The 20,255-nt window shown below is 55.2% G+C and carries 12 protein-coding genes; 8 read left to right on the top strand and 4 right to left on the bottom strand.

All coding sequences use genetic code 11. The features are described from left to right. Window positions 1–73 precede the first annotated feature (73 nt). From HMPREF2554_RS08575 to HMPREF2554_RS08560, 4 genes are all read left to right on the top strand, one after another. Entirely contained in the window at window positions 74–994 is a 921-nt protein-coding gene (locus HMPREF2554_RS08575; protein ID WP_210396047.1) for an ABC transporter substrate-binding protein, read from the top strand. A 467-nt stretch (window positions 995–1,461) separates the two neighbouring features. Beyond that, on the top strand, window positions 1,462–7,770 hold the full coding sequence (locus HMPREF2554_RS08570; protein WP_070554743.1) for a DUF6531 domain-containing protein: 6,309 nt from the start codon (window positions 1,462–1,464) through the stop codon (window positions 7,768–7,770). Between the two features lie 22 nt (window positions 7,771–7,792). Beyond that, window positions 7,793–8,464: a hypothetical protein gene (locus HMPREF2554_RS08565; protein ID WP_141744380.1), complete on the top strand. Its 672-nt coding sequence runs from the start codon at window positions 7,793–7,795 to the stop codon at window positions 8,462–8,464. 72 nt (window positions 8,465–8,536) lie between these two features. Further along, a complete protein-coding gene (locus HMPREF2554_RS08560) occupies window positions 8,537–9,181 on the top strand; it encodes a hypothetical protein (protein WP_070554740.1) in 645 nt (214 codons plus the stop codon). Between the two features lie 121 nt (window positions 9,182–9,302). On the opposite strand, the gene HMPREF2554_RS08555 is transcribed toward HMPREF2554_RS08560, so the two are convergent. Next, complete coding sequence (locus tag HMPREF2554_RS08555; RefSeq protein ID WP_070554738.1) at window positions 9,303–9,785, bottom strand: hypothetical protein; 483 nt, start codon at window positions 9,783–9,785, stop codon at window positions 9,303–9,305. Between the two features lie 151 nt (window positions 9,786–9,936). Continuing rightward, entirely contained in the window at window positions 9,937–11,799 is a 1,863-nt protein-coding gene (locus HMPREF2554_RS08550; protein WP_070554736.1) for an alpha,alpha-phosphotrehalase, read from the bottom strand. A 376-nt stretch (window positions 11,800–12,175) separates the two neighbouring features. Here HMPREF2554_RS08550 and ilvD point away from each other — a divergent pair, with 376 nt between their 5' ends. Beyond that, a complete protein-coding gene (gene ilvD, locus HMPREF2554_RS08545; RefSeq protein WP_070554734.1) occupies window positions 12,176–14,020 on the top strand; it encodes a dihydroxy-acid dehydratase in 1,845 nt (614 codons plus the stop codon). Window positions 14,021–14,121: 101 nt separating this feature from the next. Here the strand turns inward: ilvD and HMPREF2554_RS08540 are convergent, their stop codons facing one another. Continuing rightward, complete coding sequence (locus HMPREF2554_RS08540; protein WP_070554731.1) at window positions 14,122–14,418, bottom strand: putative quinol monooxygenase; 297 nt, start codon at window positions 14,416–14,418, stop codon at window positions 14,122–14,124. Window positions 14,419–14,686: 268 nt separating this feature from the next. Between HMPREF2554_RS08540 and HMPREF2554_RS08535 the strand changes: the two genes are divergently transcribed. Next, entirely contained in the window at window positions 14,687–15,883 is a 1,197-nt protein-coding gene (locus HMPREF2554_RS08535) for an RNase H family protein (RefSeq protein WP_070554729.1), read from the top strand. A 256-nt stretch (window positions 15,884–16,139) separates the two neighbouring features. Here the strand turns inward: HMPREF2554_RS08535 and cls are convergent, their stop codons facing one another. After that, window positions 16,140–17,618, bottom strand: a complete 1,479-nt coding sequence (cls, locus tag HMPREF2554_RS08530) for a cardiolipin synthase (protein ID WP_070554727.1) — start codon at window positions 17,616–17,618, stop codon at window positions 16,140–16,142. Window positions 17,619–17,727: 109 nt separating this feature from the next. On the opposite strand from cls, the gene HMPREF2554_RS08525 reads away from it, so the two are divergent. Both HMPREF2554_RS08525 and HMPREF2554_RS08520 read left to right on the top strand, forming a co-directional pair. Further along, window positions 17,728–18,399 carry a TetR/AcrR family transcriptional regulator gene (locus tag HMPREF2554_RS08525; RefSeq protein WP_246826041.1) on the top strand — a complete coding sequence of 224 codons (672 nt, stop codon included), beginning with the start codon at window positions 17,728–17,730 and terminating at the stop codon, window positions 18,397–18,399. A 2-nt stretch (window positions 18,400–18,401) separates the two neighbouring features. Then, the gene (locus tag HMPREF2554_RS08520; RefSeq protein WP_070554722.1) at window positions 18,402–20,168 is read left to right on the top strand and encodes an MDR family MFS transporter; all 1,767 of its coding nucleotides are present in this window, start codon (window positions 18,402–18,404) and stop codon (window positions 20,166–20,168) included. Window positions 20,169–20,255: the final 87 nt, after the last annotated feature.

Here is a 20,255-nt window from a genome sequence, read left to right as displayed (position 1 = left end):
TCGCCGAAACACGAACGATCGTTCTTTTCTTTCCGGAAAGAGCGCGAAAAGCCACGGAACGGCGGAGACTGGAATGGCACGCGGCGTTACCAGGCGGCGGGCATTGGGTGTCCTCGGTGCCTTCGGGACGTTAGGAGCGCTGAGCGCCTGCGGGCTGAGCGGCGAAAACGTTTTCGGCGGTGAACACGACGGTATTATCGTGGGGTCAGCAGCGTTCGCAGAGTCGCAGATTCTCGCCGAAATATACTCCCAAGCACTAAATAAAAACGGGTTTAAATCGAGCACCCAGCTGGGGATTGGCGCGCGTGAAGCCTACCTGGGGGCGCTCACCTCCGGGGCTATCGACGTGGTTCCCGAATACTCGGGCAACCTGCTGCTGTATCTTGACGAGAATTCCACAGCGCAGACTAAACAAGAGATTCTGCAGGCGCTCGGTGGGGTGCTGGATAAAAACCTCAAGGCACTGGATGCCTCGCAGGCGGAAAATAAAGATACCCTAGTCGTTACCCAGCAGACCGCCCAAAAATACAATCTGCACACCCTGGATGATATGGCGAAGGTCTGTACCGAACTGAAGATTGGTGCCGCTCCCGAATTTGCCGAACGCGCCTATGGAATTCCGGGGCTCAAAGATAAGTACGGGTGCGTTCCGGCGGAATTCGTCTCGCTTGCGGATGGGGGAGGGGCACTCACCGTCAAAGCCCTGCAGGATAACACCGTGCAGGTTGTAGATTTGTACTCGACCACCCCGGCAATTACACAGAACAATTTTGTGATGCTCGAAGACCCGAAGAATATGATTCCGGCGCAGCAGGTACTCCCCATTATCAACACCAAACGGGTACCCGAGGATGCGCAGGCGGTGCTGAACCGCATCAGCGCGGTGCTGACGACCGACGATTTACGCTCGCTCAATGACGAGGTATCCGGCGATAAGAAACTGGACCCATCCACGGCAGCGGCAAACTGGCTCAAGGATAAGGGGATGTTGTAGCCTTTCTTCCTTTCTGCGCTGGGTGCTGGATACCGCTAGGTTCTCGTGCTCAGAGAATATCCGGTTGGGGCATCCATTCCTTGGAATGCAAAGTAGCTTTGATCGTGAATAAAGCGTTGGCAATCCCGCTTTATTCATGATCAAAGCTCTTTGTGTAGGCGGTGTACTAGAGGTACCACAACTGTATACGCACGATGAAACACGTTCAAGAATGCCCCTAAATATCCTTGACCTTCAACGTTAAAGTAGATAGCCTTGATTGAAACTTCCGTAGTCCATGAAATGTGAATGCGTTCACGGAATTAGAGCGCGGATACACCAGTGATCGCTGCTTATACGGAAGATGTCATGCCTGATCAAGCCTCAGTTAAAGAGGCGCAGCGCATTACCCATCTGCTTCGGCGTGGGCAGAGTGCGCTCGTGAGCATCACACCATCTGAAACTACACACTTCCGGGGGAGTTCCTGATGTCTGAGAAATATGAAGCTTCAAAAGAAGACGTGCACTTCGATAACGGCAGAGCAGACCAGCTGATGCGTCAGCTGCGTGAAGCCTCCGAATATTTGCACACCACGGACTCCACCCAGCGTTCAGGCGCTCGCGATCAAGCGATGACCGAATTTGCCGGACCATACGCGGATCTTTTCTCGCACAACACGGAAACTGCTCTTCGCGATGGAAAACGGCTGGGCGATGCGCTCTCCGATGCCGCCAATGAGCTTCAGAAATATAAAGAGCTTGCCCGTCTAGAGCAAGAGAACCGGCAGAAAGTCCGTGACTGGGAGAAACGTAATCCGATTGAGCAATTTACTGATTGGTTACAGAGTAAGCAGTCCCCCGATATCAACAGGACTGGACCCAGTTTACGCACACCGCCGCCAGCGACCGAGAACTCTTCTCAAGGAGGAGAAGGCAAGGGCGGCTCTCTCCTGGAAACCGTCTCTGATATGGTGATGGATACGCTGGATCCGGCTAGGAAAAATATTAAGGTGGGCGGCCCGGGCGTCTCAATGACTTCTGCCATCCCCGATAATCTTGATGTCTACTTCAATCAAGCGCGCACCCTGAGTGAGGACTTGGGGAAGAAACTTGAAAGCATCCAAAAGGAATACCAGGGGTTTATGGAAAATACCTCCTGGGGTCAGTTCGATATTATGGGTCTGCTCAAAGCAACGGGTGACTGGGCTGGCAAAAATATGGAGGATGCATCCTTCGTACACGTGATCGCTGAGGCTTTCCGTCAGGCAGGCGCCTCCGGCAATATGGTGGCGACCTACGATAGCTCTATGGTGGAACAGCTTCTAGCGAGTGCCGGTGTGAAGGCACAAGAACGAGGTGAACTCGATATTCCCGCTGCAACTGTTGCGGGCGCAACGCTCTCTTCAGGATATGTAAACGACCCCGTGAACGCTGCTACCGGTAACTTTATTGAGGAAGAGCTCGACCTTTCCTTCCCCGGTACTGGTTCGGGTACTTTGCGCCTGGAACGGATGTACAACAGCTTGGCGGTTACGCATCCTGATGAAATACCTTCGGGTGTTTTTGGTCCCGGGTGGGCATCCACATTAGACCAGCACATGGAATTTACCGCTCAGGAAGCCCGCTGGCACACCCACGATGGTCGTATCCTCTTCTTCGCCCGCGAAGGTGAGGGGTATGCGCGATGCACCCACGAACCCTGGTGGCTGGAGAAGGTGACGATTGGGGCGGATCAGTACGAGCGTTTTGCACAGCTTCGTGATGAGGCGTATTCCCAGGCGAAGACTGGTACCGCTGGTTCCTCGGCGCCGTTCTATTGGGTGGTATCTAACGCTAAACACCATCGGATTTTCTTCACTCCTGCCGGAGATTGGGCGGGTACCGTTGAAGGGCATACGGCAAATACGGTAATTGCTTGTCGAGATGATCAGAACCGGATCGTGGAACTTGTGCATCCGGTTACTGAACGCGGTCTTTACGTGCTATACGGCGAAGACTCGAATGATTCGACCGTACCCCAACGTCCTGTGGCTGCTTACACCTACAACACTCGCGGCGACCACGCTGGCGAAGAGCTTGCCGTGGTGGAGTATACCTACGAAGGCGAACACTTGGTATCGGCGACCACGAACGCCGGAACGCGCGCATACTCGCATACAGACGAAGGGCTAATCCGCGAAGTTACCAACGTTAACGGTCACGTTGAGGTGACAAACACCTACGATGATTCCGGACGAGTAATCCATCAGCTTACCGAATATGGGCGTGAAGTCTCATACACCTACGCTCAGGGGCTGATGACTATTGTCGCTGACGCTGAAACGGGCGAGAACCCCAACATCTGGCGCAGTGATGAAAAGGGACGCTTAGTCGCACTGTCTGCGGCGGACGGCAGCAAACAAACCATGCGATATGATTCCTGGGGCAACCGCATTAGTGTGACGGGGCGTGATGGCTCTTTGACCACGCGGCGTTTTGACTCGCGCAGCCGCATAACCCGAGAACGCACCCCCGAAGGCGCGGATTACACGTATGCTTGGGATGATTATGACCGTCTGACAAGTATTTCAGTGCGGGATGCACGTGACCGGCGCAACTTGGGCGAACCGACCACGATAACCTATGAGTACGATGATACGGCGAATCCGAACCCTAACGCGGTGACGGATGGTACCGGCGCAACCACGCGTTTTGACTGGAACGAACGTGGTAACCTCATCGCACAGATCGATCCCAGCGGTGTACGTACCGATTTCACGTATGACTCCCACGGGGATCTTGTGGCTATCACCAATGGTGCGGGTGATACTACTCGCCTTGTACGTGATGAGTTCGGGCGCGTTATCAAAATTATTGATGGTCTTGGGTATGAAAATACACTGACCTACAGCAGCTCGGGCGTAGTAACCGCTATCCAGAACCCAGAAGGTTCCCGGTGGAAGTTTATCTATCCGACCTCTGCTGAAAGTGACACTCCAGCGCTCGTACGGAAGGCGCAGCAACGCGATGGTGCAGAACATACCCGCGGTTTCATTCCCTCAGCGGTTATCGACCCCGAGGGGAATAAAACCCACTTTACCTATAACCAAGGCGGCGATATCGTATCTGTGACCGATCCTCTGGGGCGCGTAACTCGGGCGGATTACGATACCTGGGGCAACCTTGCTCGCTACGTAAACGCTTCGGGCGGCACCTGGGAATACACCTGGGATGGGCTATCGCAGCTGAGCAGTATCACGGATCCCACGGGCGCTACTACTCGATACACCTATGACCTTGCGGGTGAAATTTCCAGTGTCACAGACCCGACCGGTGTGAAAGCAAAACGTTTCGTGCAGCGTAAAGGCGGTCTTGAACGTACTATTGCCGCTTCTGGTTCTTCGTTCAAACGGCTTGATGTGCTCGGGCGCGTAACCACCGAGGGAACACAGACCAGCCGCGGCCAAGAACATGTGGAAGACCTGGTGACCTATGATGCCGCTGGTCGTCCCGTAGAAATTTTGGATGCCTCCGGTGGCTTGACACGCATCAAACGCGATAAAGCTGGGCGCCCGCTGCGTGTAGTATCTGCCGCAGGTCGTGTTGAGACCTACGAATATGATTCCGCTGGACGTACAACAATGCATGCCGTTGGCCTAGATACTCCTAAACGCATTCCTGATGCCGAAGGAGTACTGCGCGAGGCAGAACCCACACGCTGGGCGGTCACCCGGTTTGAATATGACGCCGCATCTCAGCTTGTACGGCGTATCAACCCCGATGGCACCGAAGAAAAAACCGTCTATGATTCGTGCGGTCGTGTTATTCGTGTAGTTTCAGGTGCGCGAGTTGCCGCCTATGAGTATGACCGATGTGGTTGTATCACCTCAGTCCAAGATACAACCTACGGTCGCCGCACCTTCGCGTACGATGCTGCCGGGCAGATAGTCCGTGTGACGGATGGTCTGGGGTATCGCACCCACTTCTCATACACCGAAAACGGACAGGTGGCGCAAGTTATGGACGCTACCGGTCAGATTACCGCCTACGAGTATGATGCTATGGACCGGGTAACCCGCGTGACGCGAGGCACCGGCACATCCCACGAGATCGTGGAAGAGTACGCCTACGATGCCGCTGGTCGTCCCACCCGTTACTTTAACGGTCTTCAAGATTATGCATACGCCTATAACTACAAGCGTGGCGGTAACCTCAAGAGCGCCAGCTGCAACGGTGTGCTGCTCGCCGAATACGGGCGTGAACGCGGGGATCGTGAGCTATGGGTGCGCGATTATGTAACCGCGCAGGAACTCGATCCTCAAGCGCCCGAAGGTTCCTACCTTGAGCATCGGTATGTGTATGATGCCCGAGGATTCCTCATCGAACGATCCCGCACGGGTGTTATTGGCGCAGAAACGAACGAGAACTTCCACAATTCTGCGGATACTGACGCGAAAGCCCAGAGTCTGAGCACTTTCGTTTCGACCGGCGCTTATACGCTTACGTTCGAATACGATGCAGACGGCTACCGCACCATGATGGTTACCCCGTACGGCACCGAACAGACCGTTTATGACGGTGCCGGTCATGCTGTACGTCGTGAAGCATCGTCCTCTCATAACGACGAGATGACGGTTGCGGAGTATTCCTACGATGTGATGGGGCGCCTAGTGCGTGCGCAGCTGGGTGATACCCTTTCCACCTGGGAGTTTGATGGCGACTCTGGTTTGGTGTCTTCTTACACCCGCACCGCGTCTCATCACAGCGGGAAAGACGCGGAACATGCCCCTCATACGGAACGAACTGAAATTATCCGTGACCGTGAAGGCCGGATTATCGGGCTCGATACCGAAAACTCCCTGGTTATGTATTCCTATGATGCCGCTGGGCAGCTGACGGGCGCTCGCCAGGGTGAACGGGAGTTTGAATGGACTTTCGACGCTGGGCTTATGGTTCGTGAACGTCTGTACCGCCGCCCCACTGAGCCTGAAACGCGGGGGAACAAACAGCAAAGCTCTGAGCGCGTTTTGCTGGGTGAACGTACGTTTAGGTATAACGAGCTCAATCAACTGGTTGAGATTATCGCTCGCGAGAGTGTGGACACTGATAATCCTCTGGAAACGGTGACAACTTACGGTTACGATGCCGCTGGGCGCCGTTCTCAGGAGACGGTAACAACAAGCCAGGGCGCCCGTCGAACACGTGAGTACTCGTGGGGTGTGTGGGATTCTCTTGCTGCCGTTACGGATAACGCCGTGGCAGGGCACTCGACGGAAGCATACTCTCATGTGCGCTTGGTGACGGATGCCGTGGGCGATCTTGCTCAGGTGACGGGGCTTGACGGTCGGTCCGTGCCTTTGCTCTGGGACCCAACCGCACCGATTCCTCAGATTTTGGGTGCCGGTTCTGTTCCTGCACCCGGTCATGACGGTGGGTTCTCGCAGGTGAGCGTTCCGGGCGGGTTTAACCCGTGGGGCGTGGGAGCTCCCTCACAGCAGGAACCTTGGGGACAGGCTCCTTCCGTGGTGGAGTCTCTTCTTCCTCAAGGCTTCGCCTTTTCGGGTGCCGGTAGCGTACATGTTGCCGGTCTGGACGTCATGGGTGTGCGTACCTTCGATGCTGCATCGAAGCATTTCCTCTCGCTCGACCCGCTTGAATCGGTCCCAGGTACCGGCTGGTTTGCAGACTCGTATTCCTTCGTTGGCAATAACCCCGTGGGTCTCATGGATCCTTGGGGCACGCGGCCCGTGTCGATTGAGGAATACGATAAGTATTTGGAGCATGCAGAAGAGCGCGGTCGGTGGAAAGCATTTTTTACTGTGGTAGCTGTGGTTGCCACCGTAGCTGCGGTAGCAGTGACAGGACCGGTGGCGGTTATTGCGTTGGGCGCGATTGCTGGTGCAGCTTCCGCTGCATCATCGGCGGTAGATAAGGTCGGACCTGATGGTGGTATTGATTGGGGTGCTGTCGGAAAAGACGCTCTCATCGGCGGTATAGTGGGTGGAGCCACCGGTGCCGCAACAAAGATCCTTTCGGTGGGTCGTGGAGGTTTCCTCTGGGAGAAAGGACAGGTTGCCCAGAAGGTTCAGGGATATCGTTTCTTGGCGAATAAAGCACCGGGTCGATGGGCAAATAAAACCATTGATAGTATCAAATCAAAAAATCCAGATATCTTGAAAAAAGAATATATCAAAGATCATACAACGTTCTTGGGGAAAGAAGGTGGTGAGATTACAGGTGATATGGTCTCGGGCGCGATTGAGGGGGCATATGACTATAGCAAGAACGCTGGGGACGACTGGAGTGTGCGTGGCATGATGCTGAGTGCTGCAACCGGAGGCACGATGAAAGGACTCGGATCTGGCATCAAGACAATCCCTAAAATGAAGCTTGATAGCACCGATTACACAAAGTTCCCCATAGTCCGTAATGCAAAAGAGGGGAGCAAATTGCAGCGCTGGGGTTCCGCTACCCTTAAGAATACGGCATCCGAAGGGCTAAATCGTATGGTCGATATTCCTCAGTCTGCAGCTACAGCTCCTTTACAGAATGAAATTCTGCGTAAGGACAGGGATGAATATATGGCAAAGCATCCAGGGGAAAATCCTGATGCCCGTAATCGTGCTCAGGTTAAGGATAAAAACGCGTGGGAGATTGCGAGTGATACAGCGGTGGATGAGTTGAAGAAGCAGTGGGATCCCAAAACCGTTGCCAAGTTTAATGCAAATATTAAGAAAGACTCTAAACCATCAAATAGTTCCAATTCTTCTAATACAATAGAAAGTCATAACGCAACTCCAGAGAGCACCTCAGAATAGGGATAAAAAGGAGTGATTCTACGTGGATAATGCATTTTTAGGTCCTATAATCTCTGCACTAGGTAGAAGTTTTCAGTCGAAACGTAATCGAGGGAAGTCTACAGGTAAAAAGAATATCCATCGGATGGGTTTTCTTCTTTTGGCTGCATACGGATTTTGGGCTGTTTCTCTTGTGGCATTAGTGTTATTTCTGTATTTTTATTTCCGTTTTAATCGTTTTGACGGTATATGTCAGGGAATTTTGATGTCATGTCCTGTAGCAGGTCTGTTGTTTTATGTGTGGTATCGGAATGCGTATGTGGAGATTACGCGTACGTATGTGTTGCGGCGTACTTTTCTCCGGTTTGTTGAAAAGGTTGAATATCGTCGTATTCGTGATTTTGGATACTATGAGCGGACGGATCGTGACAATAATTTTGAGGATGGATTATATATTGATGGTCCCTATAATGATGAAGGATATTTTGGTGAAGGGATAGAGCTTCATAGTAACTGGGTGAATATGTCGTATGTGTTGGGGCAGCTTGCGTTTCGTATTGTGAATGAGCGGTGGGCTGAGCCTGAGTCTGATGAGGATCAGAACTTGATTCAGGAGTATGTGTCGTCGGGTCGAGCGCGTGAGATTTGTTTGGAGCAAAGTGGTTTTGTTTTCCCTGAGAATGACAATAGTCCATACCGGGAAGGTAAGGAGTAATTTTATAGACGCACAAGATTACCTTACTGTCAATCCTTGCAATAAAAATGAATGAATAAAGGAATGTACGTCATGGAAGATTTTCAGCCTTCTAGAATGTCAAACGGTCTTAAAGCATATCTGTCGAAGAGTAGTCAGAAGAATGACCCAAGTAATTTTAAAGAACAGCGCATAAAACCTCTCGGTATCGCACAGATTCTGCTGAGTCTGCTGGGGATGTGCATTATGCTTTTTGCGTCCTCATATAGTTCTACGAACATATATATTTCTTTTGCCATTATGTTTGTTATTGCAATAATAGTTATTGGCATAACTTTAATTAATCTTAATACATACGTAATGATAACCCGAAGCTTTGTTGAAACTTGTACCTTCAAAGGGTATAAAAATAAGATAGAATATAAGAACATTACGGGATACAACGTCTATGATGACGGTTATGAAACCGGAATTGTTCTGCAGGGGAGCGGCAAAATAGTCAATAATGGGCGAGATATAAACTCTGTGCAGGCATCAAGCGTATGCGCCAACCTGGCCTATCTCCAAGCCCAGCTAACCTTCCGCATCCTGAATAACCGTTGGGCTAAAGCCCACTCTGAGGACGACCAGAAACTACTTTTCGACTACATTGACTCGGGCCGGGCGCAAGAAGTGTGCATGTCCCGCGGCGGAACCGTCTTTTCCAATGCGCAGGACGACCCTGCGCCTACGCACTAATTCTTCCGGGCGCATAAAAAGAGCCTTGACGATGAATAAAGAGTTGGAAATCCCGCTTTATTCATCATCAAGGCTCTTTTGACGGTTTGACGGTCGGAGAAACTGGAGAGGGGAGAGGACTCTAAACGGCCGGGAGTTCCGTGAGGGAGAGGCCCACCCGCAGGTCACCGAGCGCATCCGTCAGGTATTCGATGCCAGCCTCTAGGGAATCCAGCACATCCTCGCCCGCGCTAGAGACCACCACCGACGTCACGATGCGCCAGCCAGCCTTACCCTTCGATGGCACGCTGAACCTGCCTAACCCAACATCCTGTGCTCCCTCATGGCTCCCGGCGAGCGCCACCTTGCCCTGCCCGGATGCGGGCACCACGCCCACCGTAAACCCGCCCGCATAGTAGGGGCGCGCAAACCCCAGAACCGGGTCAATCGCGTGCCCATCGGCGGAATCGTCATGAGTGAGGGAGCCCAAGAAGGTGCGTACTGCATCCAAAATCTGCCGTTGGGATGCGCCGCCCGGCACCCGCGCCACATCAATCCGCACGCTCAGAAGCAAGTCAAGGTCGGCACGTTGGAAGGTTTCGGAGGGCATGTAATCAAAACTCATGCTCCCACTTTAACTGCGTTTTAAACCGCGAGCAGGTCATTTTTTGCCGAAAAGGTAGGATTTTCCTACCTGCTCGGACCAAAAAACCACCTGCTCGCGCATGTAACCATACCTGTAAATGCCCATGTAACCGAGCAATTAATCTGGCGAGCTAAGAAGAAACGATGGGCTCTTCCACGATCAAAGCCAACGATTCGTAGGGGCGCAGTGTAACCTCAACCTCGCGGGGATCGGAGCCGGAAACACCGCTAACCTGACTGAGCGGATTCTTGTAATTACACAAAAGCACCCGTGCAGACTGCGCTTCCGTCGGAGTTCGCGAGCCTTCACTGCCAGCTACCGCGTCCAGAACCTCGCCCGGCATGAACTCGGCAGGAACACGCACCGCCGTCTCATCCCCAAAGAAATTATTGAGCACCAACAGCCGCGTGCGCGTGCCTTTAGCGATATGTTCACGCAGGTACCCGAAGACCCGCTCATGGTCGAGCGCATAGGGCGCATAACTGCCCTCAGAAATCACCGGGTACTGCCCGCGCAGGCGAATCAGTTCGCGATAGTACGGCAAAATAACGCCGTCACGTTCCTCATCCGCCACCGAAATACCCGAGCCGGTTGCCGCATCCACACTGGGCGTGGGCGCCAGCCAGGGGGCGGCGGTACCAAAACCAACCGCGCCGCGTTCCCCACCAGAACCAGACTCCCACTGCATGGGAACACGCGAATTATCCCGTGCCTTGGCGCGCACAACCTCAAGCGCCTCGCCCTCCGAGAGACCCCGCGCACGCAGGGTCTTAAAAGCGTTATGGGCCTCAACATCCACGTAGTCGTCAATCGAAGAATACACCGGGTCAATCATGCCGATCTCTTCGCCCTGATAAATATAGGGAGTGCCGCGCAGCAGGTGAATCACGGTCGCCAGCATGGTCGCAGATTCCGCCCGATACCGCTGAACGTCACCAAAACGGTTGAGTGCACGCGGCTGATCATGATTATTCCAAAACAGCGCATTCCACCCGCCGCCCGCCTGCATGCCCAGCGCCCAATCGTTGAGCAGACCCTTCAGCTCAGCAAAGCGGAACGGCACCTTCGACCACTTCTCGCCGTCCTCATAATCCACCTTCAGATGGTGAAAACTAAACACCATATCGAGCTCGCGATTCTCAGGGTTGGAGTAGCCCACGCAGTTCTCGATGCTCGTCGAAGACATTTCACCCACGGTCACGGTATCCCCATACCGCCCGAACGATGCGCGGTTCAGCTCCCGCAGACGCGTATGCACGATGGGCGTGTCGGTATACAGGGTCTTATCGACAACCCCGGCGGGTGCATCCTCAAGCTCTTCGGATTTGCCGATCACGTTAATGACGTCGAAGCGGAACCCGCGAACACCCTTGTCATACCAGAAATTGACGACCTTATAGAGCTCCTCACGCACGGCGGGGTTGTACCAGTTCAGATCAGCCTGTGTGACGTCGTAAAGGTGCAGATAGTACAGCGGTGCCCCCGATTCATCCCGATAAACCTCACCCTCCGTATCGGTGAAAGGCGCCCAGGCCGAACCGCCAAATTTCGATTCCCAATTCGTGGGCGGAACCACCGTGCCGTCAGGCTGAACCCGCCCCGGGCGAAGATAGAAATAATCCCAGTACTCGCGCTCGCCCGCCTGCGCCCGCCTAAACCATTCGTGCTCAGTCGAAACATGGTTGAGCACCATATCAAACATGACCCCGATGCCGTGCTCCCCAAATGCGGCGATCATCTCTTCGACATCCTCCATCGTGCCCAGCTCGGGGTTAATGGCGTAGTAGTCGGAAATATCGTAGCCGTTGTCGTGCTGGGGCGAGGCGAAGAACGGGTTGAACCACACCATGCCCACCCCCAGCGATGCTACATAGGGCACCTTCTCAATAATGCCGCGAATATCACCGGTTGGCCGCCCGTGCGCGGAATAGAACGACTTCGGGTAGATCTGGTAGATCACGGTGTTGCGGAAGGAGGCGGGGGAGTGAGGCATCTATACATCCAATGGAGAAGATAACGGGGGACTCCCGTGCGAGTCTTCGTGCGCTTGTGTAGCGTTTGTTCGCTAGCTGGCACAAATCACGCGGCGGGAGTTCTTACCCCACCAGCATAGGGGGCATAATAGACTCATTCCACGCTGCACGGGGATATATTCTCAAGGGGGCAAATCTGCCGCAGATCCGGCATCCTTGCCCGCCCCGCGGCATAAGGTGCGCGCCGCATCCACACTCACCCTTCGGCGTGCCACAGGCACAGCTCATGACCAAGCATCACGGCATGCCAACATATGAAACCAAAGTAACCCTTCGATGATTGGGCGCACGCCTGCGCGTAGAATCTATAGATGCATCACAACGGAAGGTAAAGACATGCCCGAATTACGCTCACGCACCTCAACTCACGGTCGCAATATGGCGGGTGCCCGCGCTCTATGGCGCGCAACCGGCATGGGTGATGATGATTTCGGCAAACCGATTATCGCGATTGCCAACTCTTACACCCAGTTCGTGCCCGGTCACGTGCACCTGAAAAATATGGGCGACCTAGTAGCTGGCGCTATTCGTGAAGCTGGCGGCGTGGCGAAAGAATTCAACACCATCGCGGTCGATGACGGCATTGCGATGGGTCACGACGGTATGCTCTATTCCCTGCCCTCACGCGACCTCATCGCCGACTCGGTCGAGTACATGGTGAACGCTCACCGCGCGGATGCGCTCGTATGTATCTCGAACTGCGACAAGATCACCCCCGGCATGCTCTTGGCAGCAATGCGCCTGAATATCCCCACAATTTTCGTATCGGGCGGTCCTATGGAATCCGGCGAGGGTGTTGAAGGCGTTGTGGAGCACCGCCTGGATCTGGTGGATGCGATGGTCATGGCGGTGGACGATTCCGTGAGCGATACCGCGCTTGCCCAGATTGAGAAGAACGCCTGCCCCACGTGTGGTTCGTGCGCGGGCATGTTTACCGCAAACTCCATGAACTGCCTGAACGAGGCGATTGGTCTGGCGTTGCCCGGCAACGGTACCACGCTTGCGACCCAGATCGCGCGTAAAGAGCTGTTTTTACAGGCGGGTAATCGCATTGTTGGTCTGGCGAAGCGCTACTACGAGCAGGATGACGAGTCAGTTCTGCCCCGTTCGATCGCCACCAAGGAAGCCTTCGAGAACGCTATGGCGTTGGATGTGGCTATGGGCGGTTCCACCAATACCGTGCTGCACTCCCTGGCTATTGCGCATGAGGCCGGCGCTGACTTCACGCTAGACGATATCGACCGTATTTCGCGTAAGGTGCCCTGTCTGGCGAAGGTTGCACCGAACTCTACGAAGTATCACATTGAGCATGTGCACCGTGCGGGTGGTATCCCCGCGCTGCTGGGTGAGCTGAACCGTGCCGGGCTGCTGCACAAGAACGTTCATTCTGTTCATGCGGATTCGCTGGATGAATGGCTTGCCGAATGGGATATTCGTTCCGGTACTGCGAGCGAGCAGGCTCACGAACTGTTTCTTGCGGCACCCGGCGGGGTGCGTACCACGCAGGCGTTCTCGACCGCGAACAAGTACGAATCACATGAGACGGACGCCGAAAACGGGTGCATTCGCGCTGTGGAGCATGCTTACACGAAAGACGGCGGTCTGGCGGTTCTGCGCGGTAATATCGCCCAGAACGGTGCGATCATCAAATCCGCCGGTATTGATGAAGAACTTTTCCACTTCGTGGGTAAGGCATTCGTGGTTGAGTCGCAGGATGAAGCCGTGTTTGAGATTCTGTCGAAGCACGTGAAACCCGGCGATATTGTGGTGATTCAGTATGAGGGTCCAAAGGGCGGTCCCGGCATGCAGGAGATGCTGTACCCCACCTCATACCTGAAAGGCCTGGGTCTGGGTAAAAGCTGCGCGCTCATTACCGACGGGCGTTTCTCGGGCGGTACTTCGGGCATTTCGATTGGCCACGTTTCACCGGAGGCCGCCGCCGGTGGCGCTATCGGCCTGCTGGAAACCGGCGACGAGATCGAGATCGACGTACACAACCGCATCCTGCGGGCGAATGTGCCGGACGAGGTTTTGGAGGCGCGGCGCAAGGCGAAGGGCGCCCTCCCGTGGAAGCCCACCAAGCCGCGCGAACGTCAAGTCTCGAATGCGCTGAAGGTTTACGGGATGCTGGCCGCCTCTGCCGATAAGGGCGGGGTGCGCATCCTCCCGGAGGGAATCTAGTCGCCTATTGATCGGGCATAGAAAGAGCCTTGATGTGAATAAAGCGAGTTTTTCGCCTCTTTATTCACATCAAGGCTCTTTTTAGCAGGGGAGAGCTGGCGCTACATTTCGAAGATGCGCACATCCAGCTCCGCAGCGAGCAGGGGCTCCCAGGTTTTGATAGCGGTACCGAAATGCTCGGTCGCCATATGCGCTTCGAGTGCCTGCTGTGACTCCCAACGCTCAATGAACGCGAAAGCGCGCGGTTCACCCGCAGGGGTCTCACCGGCGGCGGAGCCGAAATCGTAGCTGATATTGCCCGCATCCTTGCGCGATGCCTCGACGAGGGCGGGGGCGGATGCCAGGAATTCTTCAACGTGCTCGGGCTTGACCGAAACACCTGCATAAACACCAATCATGGGGCGCTCCTTACTCAATTAGATATACCGAATAACTCCAACCCTACACCGTCGTACAGATGCGCGCCAGAGCGGGGTAAAACCTCTCATTCACCGCGCATAATCCCCGCCAAGAAACGGTTTTAGCTTCCCTTTTTAAGGTTCTTCGCTGACTGTAAAATAACCTGTTCAACGTTTGCGCACAGACACCGGCGGGCATATAAAAGATAGTGGAACAATTCCTCACTACACGAAAGAAGGAGACTATGCGGCAAGGGGGTGTACACACGTGGGATTCTCACCGGCTCATATTAAACGGTGCACCCTAACCTGGGAGGCGCCAGACTACAGCACCTCATACCCAGCGGGCTATACAACTCGGGGCGTGGCTGTGATTGCAGTTGCCGAATACACCCGTAAGACCAAGGGGTACTGTTACAGCACCCTCACGGCTCTTGTCTATATTTCGCGTGAAAACGGTGAGCGCATCGTCATCAACCAGGAACCGGTGGTTGAATCGTGTATGCATTCGCTTCTTGACCCGTGCGATGTGGTGCACCCGAAAACTTTGGGGCGCATTGTGCTTAATGCCTGGGATGTTATTCCTTCGGATTATACGCACCACCTGGTGACGGTTGCCGCCGACCGGCACGATTTGAAGCTTCTTTTTCGTAATTGTGAACAGCTTAAGAAGGCGATGGAGTACCGGGCGTTTGAGAAGGTACTTGACCCTTACGATAACCATTCGCTGGGTGAGGTGCATGTGCGTCTTGCCGGTACGGATGCCGCCGAGACCATGCGCTATTTCCAGGATCGTGCCGAGCAGCTGACCGAGCAGATGATCGCTGATACGCTGGCAGAGGTTCCCGAAAATCAGCTCGTGGACTATAACGTGTTCACCGACTGTTCCTTTCGCGCCACCCACAATAAGAAGTATTTGCGCGGTGGGCGCATGGGCATTGCCGGGGTGAGCGAGGACGGCTTTTATTTTCACACCCACTATGATGCCGTGAATATTATGACCGGTGAGCTTTCGGCGATGCTCGCGGCGTTTCACGTGTTTTATCATGGCGGTCGCCGCCTGATTATTAACACCGACTCCTTGGGCGCGCTGACCTTTCTTCTTCGGCTGGCGCACAGCCGTTGGGCTTTCGATTATTGGGTGCGTGAGGGCGTGCAGGATGCCCGGGTTATCGCCGAGATGGAGCAGCTGACCGCGGCTATTCGGGCGCATCGGGTGATTGTGAAGCATGTGCCGGGCCATACTGGGCACGGTCTGCAGGAGAGCAGCGATTCGGTGTCGAAGATGCACCGCCATTTTCCGGGGCAGATCGTGGATAAGCGGCATACGGTCGAGTTCAACCGCCGGTGCGAGTCGATTATCATGGCCCTGTCGGGGTGCAAGAAGGCCGTGCGGCTGCCCAGTCCAGAGTGGCTGCAGATTAAACCCTCGGCGATACACACGGGAAATCGCATGTGGCGATAGGCTATATACTATATTTTTGGGTAGAAATGGACGACGCGCGATGCGTCCGCGACGGGTGCGGGCGATCGTGCGTTTTCTGCATTCGTGGGGAAAACTTCGCGGATATGGCGAATCGGTATAAAACCCCATGTCAGCTGGTCTTTCAGAGGCGGCAGAAGGTGCACTTGCACGCGGTTATCACCACAGCCGCAGGTACCGCTTCGAGAGCGCGGTCGTGGCGAATTTCCTCATGTTACGGGCGTTTCCAGTCCGAGTTTTACAGGAGCGATGACCAGAGTCGGCAGATATTTTCGGTGACTTTAATGCGCTGCGGGCGTGAGGACCACGGGCCGTAACGCAGCTCCGTGCAGATACTTTCGTAGGTTTTCGCAACGTTGGCGAGCGCATCCACCATAGCGGGGTCTGCGATAAAGGTTGATACTTCGAGGTTGAGCGAGAATGAGCGGGGGTCCATATTTGATGAGCCGATAAACGCCATTTCGTCATCTACATACATGAACTTGGAGTGTAGCACCGTGGGGCTGGGGTATTGCAGAATGCGCACCCCGGATTGCAGCAGCGTCTCGTAGTAGGAGCGCTGCGCCATATTGGGGAGGAACTGGTCGCCCTTTTCGCAGACGATCACGGTGGTTTCGATGCCCGAGAACGCTGCGTTGGTGAGTGCCTGCAGCAGGGTTTCGTCGGGTACGAAGTAGGGTGAGCAGATGGTGATGCGTTTTTCTGCGTTGTAGATCATGTAGTTGATCAGACGCAGGTTGTTTTCCGTCTCGAACCCGGGGCCGGAGGGAACCACTTGGGCGCGCATCGATCCTGGAACGTAGGGGATTTTCGCCTCAATTTCTTCGAGGATCAGCTGGTTTGTTTCGGAGTACCAGTCGGAGACGAACACGGCGTTGAGTTCTTCGACGATGGGACCGGTGCACGAGAAGGTGAGGTCTTTCCATTCCAGACCTTTACGCACGTTTTCTTTGAGGTCGTAGGAGCGGTGGATGGCGTTTTGCGAGCCCGAGAATGCCACTGCGCCGTCGATCACGAGGACTTTACGGTGGTTGCGCAGGTCGGGGCGCTGCCATTGCAGCCGCCAGGGTTTGATGGGCAGCATCAGGCGCCATTCGATACCCGATTCGTTGAGCATTTTTGTCAGCTGCCGGTATGAGGGGTATTTGCGCGAGCCGATATGGTCGATGAGCACGCGCACCCGCACGCCGCGTTTTTGTGCGGCGAAGAGGGCATCCCAAAGTATTTTGGAGGCTTCGTCATAGGCGGTGATGTAGAACTCGAAGTGAACGTACCGCTGGGCTTTGTTGACTTCCTGCGCCATGATGCGCATGGCTTCGTGGTTGTCGTTGTGCAGGGTGAAGGAGTTCCCGCCGACGAGGGGGAGCGAACCGAGCTTGTAGTTGAGTTGGCTGGCGACCAGGGTTGCTTCGTTGAGCCCGTCGGAGTCGGTGAGCTGCGGGGCGCCGCCGGTGGTCTCGCGGATCAGGTCGTTCATGGCGTGTTGCCGGGCACGCCGGTATTGCGGAAGGTGAGAGGACCCGAAAATCAGGAAGGCTAGGAACCCGATGAACGGGATGAAGAAAATAGCCATGAGCCAGCCGAGCGCGACCACGGGCTTGCGGTTGTAGGGCAGCCAGAATAGGGACAGCACACGGATGCTCAGGTCTGCGAAGAACAGAATAATCCTGAGCCAATCGGGTAGGAAGTCGAGGTATCCGGGTGAAAAAAAGTTCACCTTATTATTATGCCTAGCATCTTGTCTTCTGTGGGGGAGAGACAGGACACGCTGCGTCGCCTGCATAGTGCAGTTGTGCAAAAAATGCAGAAATGCAATAATTGCAGTTATGCAAAAATCTGAGCCGAGTCGCACCGAGACAAGCCTGCGTGAACGCCGCCGCGAACGCACCTGGGTGAACATTCACGAAACCGCCCTGCGCTTAGCCCGCCAGCACGGCATGCGCGGCAGCACCGTCGAAGACATCGCGGCGGAAGCCGGAATCTCGCCCCGCACCTTCTTCAATTACTTCGGAACCAAAGAGGATGCGGTGCTCGGCCTGCGCGCCCCCGCCATCACCGACGACCTGCTCGCCAGCGACCGGGCGCACGAAAACGACAACCTCATCGTGCGTATCACCCATCTGCTGCTGTACATCGTGCGGCACAGCTTCAACTTTGCCAATCACGCAAAATTCCGGGAGCGCATCGACGAATTCCCCGATTTTAGGCACCGGCTGAAGGTACACCATATCAACTGCGAACAGGTGCTCATTGACTATCTCAATACCGTCGATTGGGATGCCTTTAACGCCGCAGGAAGGCGCGGCCCTTTGATAACCCGCCCCGAAAATATGCCGCTGACAGAAACTGCCGAAGAACGCACCCGTGCCACGGTCCAGCTCGCATCCGCGGTGCTGCGGCAGCTGCACTTCACCAAGGATATTGCCGACGAAGACGAGGTCGAGCGGCGCATCCACAACACCGTCAAAACTTTTCAAGCCCTGCTGAAGGAAAACTAGGAATGACGTCGCACTCAGACAAAACCGCTGAAGCCACCACGGCTGAAGCTAAAAAACATCAAATAGCGCTCATGTTCTCCGGCCTAGTCATCGTGATGCTCATGTCGGCACTGAACCAAACCATCCTCGCGCCCTCACTGCCGACCATTGTGGGCGAACTGCACGGCGTGGAACATATGAGCTGGGTAATTGCCACCTTCATCCTGCTCTCCACCATCACCATGCCGGTGTATGGCAAACTCTCCGACCAGTTCGGGCGTAAACCCTTCCTGATTTTTGCCATTCTCTCTTTCATGACGGGATCTATCATCGGCGCGCTCGCCCCTGATATGACCTGGCTGATCGTCGCCCGCGCGCTCCAGGGCGTCGGAGGCGGCGGTCTCATGATTCTTTCCCAATCCGTGGTCGCAGACGTGATCCCCGCCCGCGAACGCGGTAAATATATGGGTATTATCGGCGGCGTCTTCGCCTTCTCCTCGGTCGCCGGGCCGCTCATCGGCGGGTGGATCACAGAAGGCCCCGGCTGGCGTTGGGCATTCTGGCTTAACCTGCCGCTTGCCATACTGGCAATCTTCGCCGTCATTTTCCTGCTCCCGCACACCGCTTTCAAAGACCGCGAAAAGCGGCAGATAGACTACCTGGGCAGCATTATTCTCATGGCAGGAACCAGCGCGCTCGTGCTCGCCACCATCTGGGGCGGCAACCAGTACGCCTGGAACTCCCCGCAGATTATTGGGCTTCTCATCGCATCCGTCGTCGCAGCCCTGATCTTCATTCCGGTTGAAAACCGCGCCGTAGAGCCGATCATGCCCATGTACCTCTTCACCAACCGCAACTTCCTGCTCACCCTGGGCGCATCTCTCGCCCTCGGTGTTGCCATGTTCGGTGCCGTCGAGTACATCCCCACCTACCTGCAAATGTCCCTGGGCGTGAGCGCAACCGTGGCGGGTCTGCTCATGATTCCCCTCATGGGCGCCCTGCTCGTGGTCTCCATTATTACCGGACGGCTGGTCTCCGCACGCGGCAAATACAAGGCATATGTGGTCACCGGTACCGCACTCGTGGCGCTCGGGCTCTACCTAATCTCCACCATCACCCCGAGCACCCCCACCTGGATCTTCTGCAGCTACATGGCGGTCATGGGCGCGGGCCTGGGCATGTCGATGCAGTTCCTCACCCTCATCGTGCAAAACGCCTTCCCCGTCACCGTCGTAGGAACCGCCACCGCGGCAAACAACTTCTTCCGCCAAGTCGGCTCAACCGTGGGTGCTTCACTCGTGGGTGGTCTGTTTACTTCGCGCCTGAGTAGCCTGCTCAGTGAACGCATGCCCGCGCAAGCAGTAGCCTCGGCGGGGGAACACGGAACCTCCTCCCTGACTCCCGAGCTCGTCAGCCGGATTCCTGAGCCGATTCACGGCATTATCGTGAACGCCTACAATGATGCCCTGATTCCACTTTTCCTCTACCTGGCACCGCTCGGGCTAATCTCCGCGCTTCTGCTTCTCTTCATTCGTGAGGATGCGCTCGCCACCACCATCGAAACGCACACCACTACCGATGTGGCGCGTTCGGCAACCGGTGCCATTGAGGTAATCACGCCCGAAATGGCGGCGAAAGATGCCGAATGCCTGAAGAAAATGCAGGGTGAAGCGCATACCGTGATTGACCCGGAACTTGCCGGTAGTGCATCCGATGAAACGGCTGAAACCGAGCAGCACGTTCAGGGCCGAAAGGAAACCGGCGAACCTTCGCGCGGCACCAAGCCCTAACGGCTTCTTAGGTAACCCTATACAGTTATTCCCCTCTCACGCTATGCTGGAGGGGAATAACTGTTAACCCCCTCACACGGGATGCAG

Origin of the sequence: Rothia sp. HMSC071F11, from assembly GCF_001809115.1 — a bacterium.
Lineage (GTDB): Bacteria > Actinomycetota > Actinomycetes > Actinomycetales > Micrococcaceae > Rothia > Rothia dentocariosa.
This window is presented reverse-complemented; position numbering and strand designations above follow the sequence as displayed.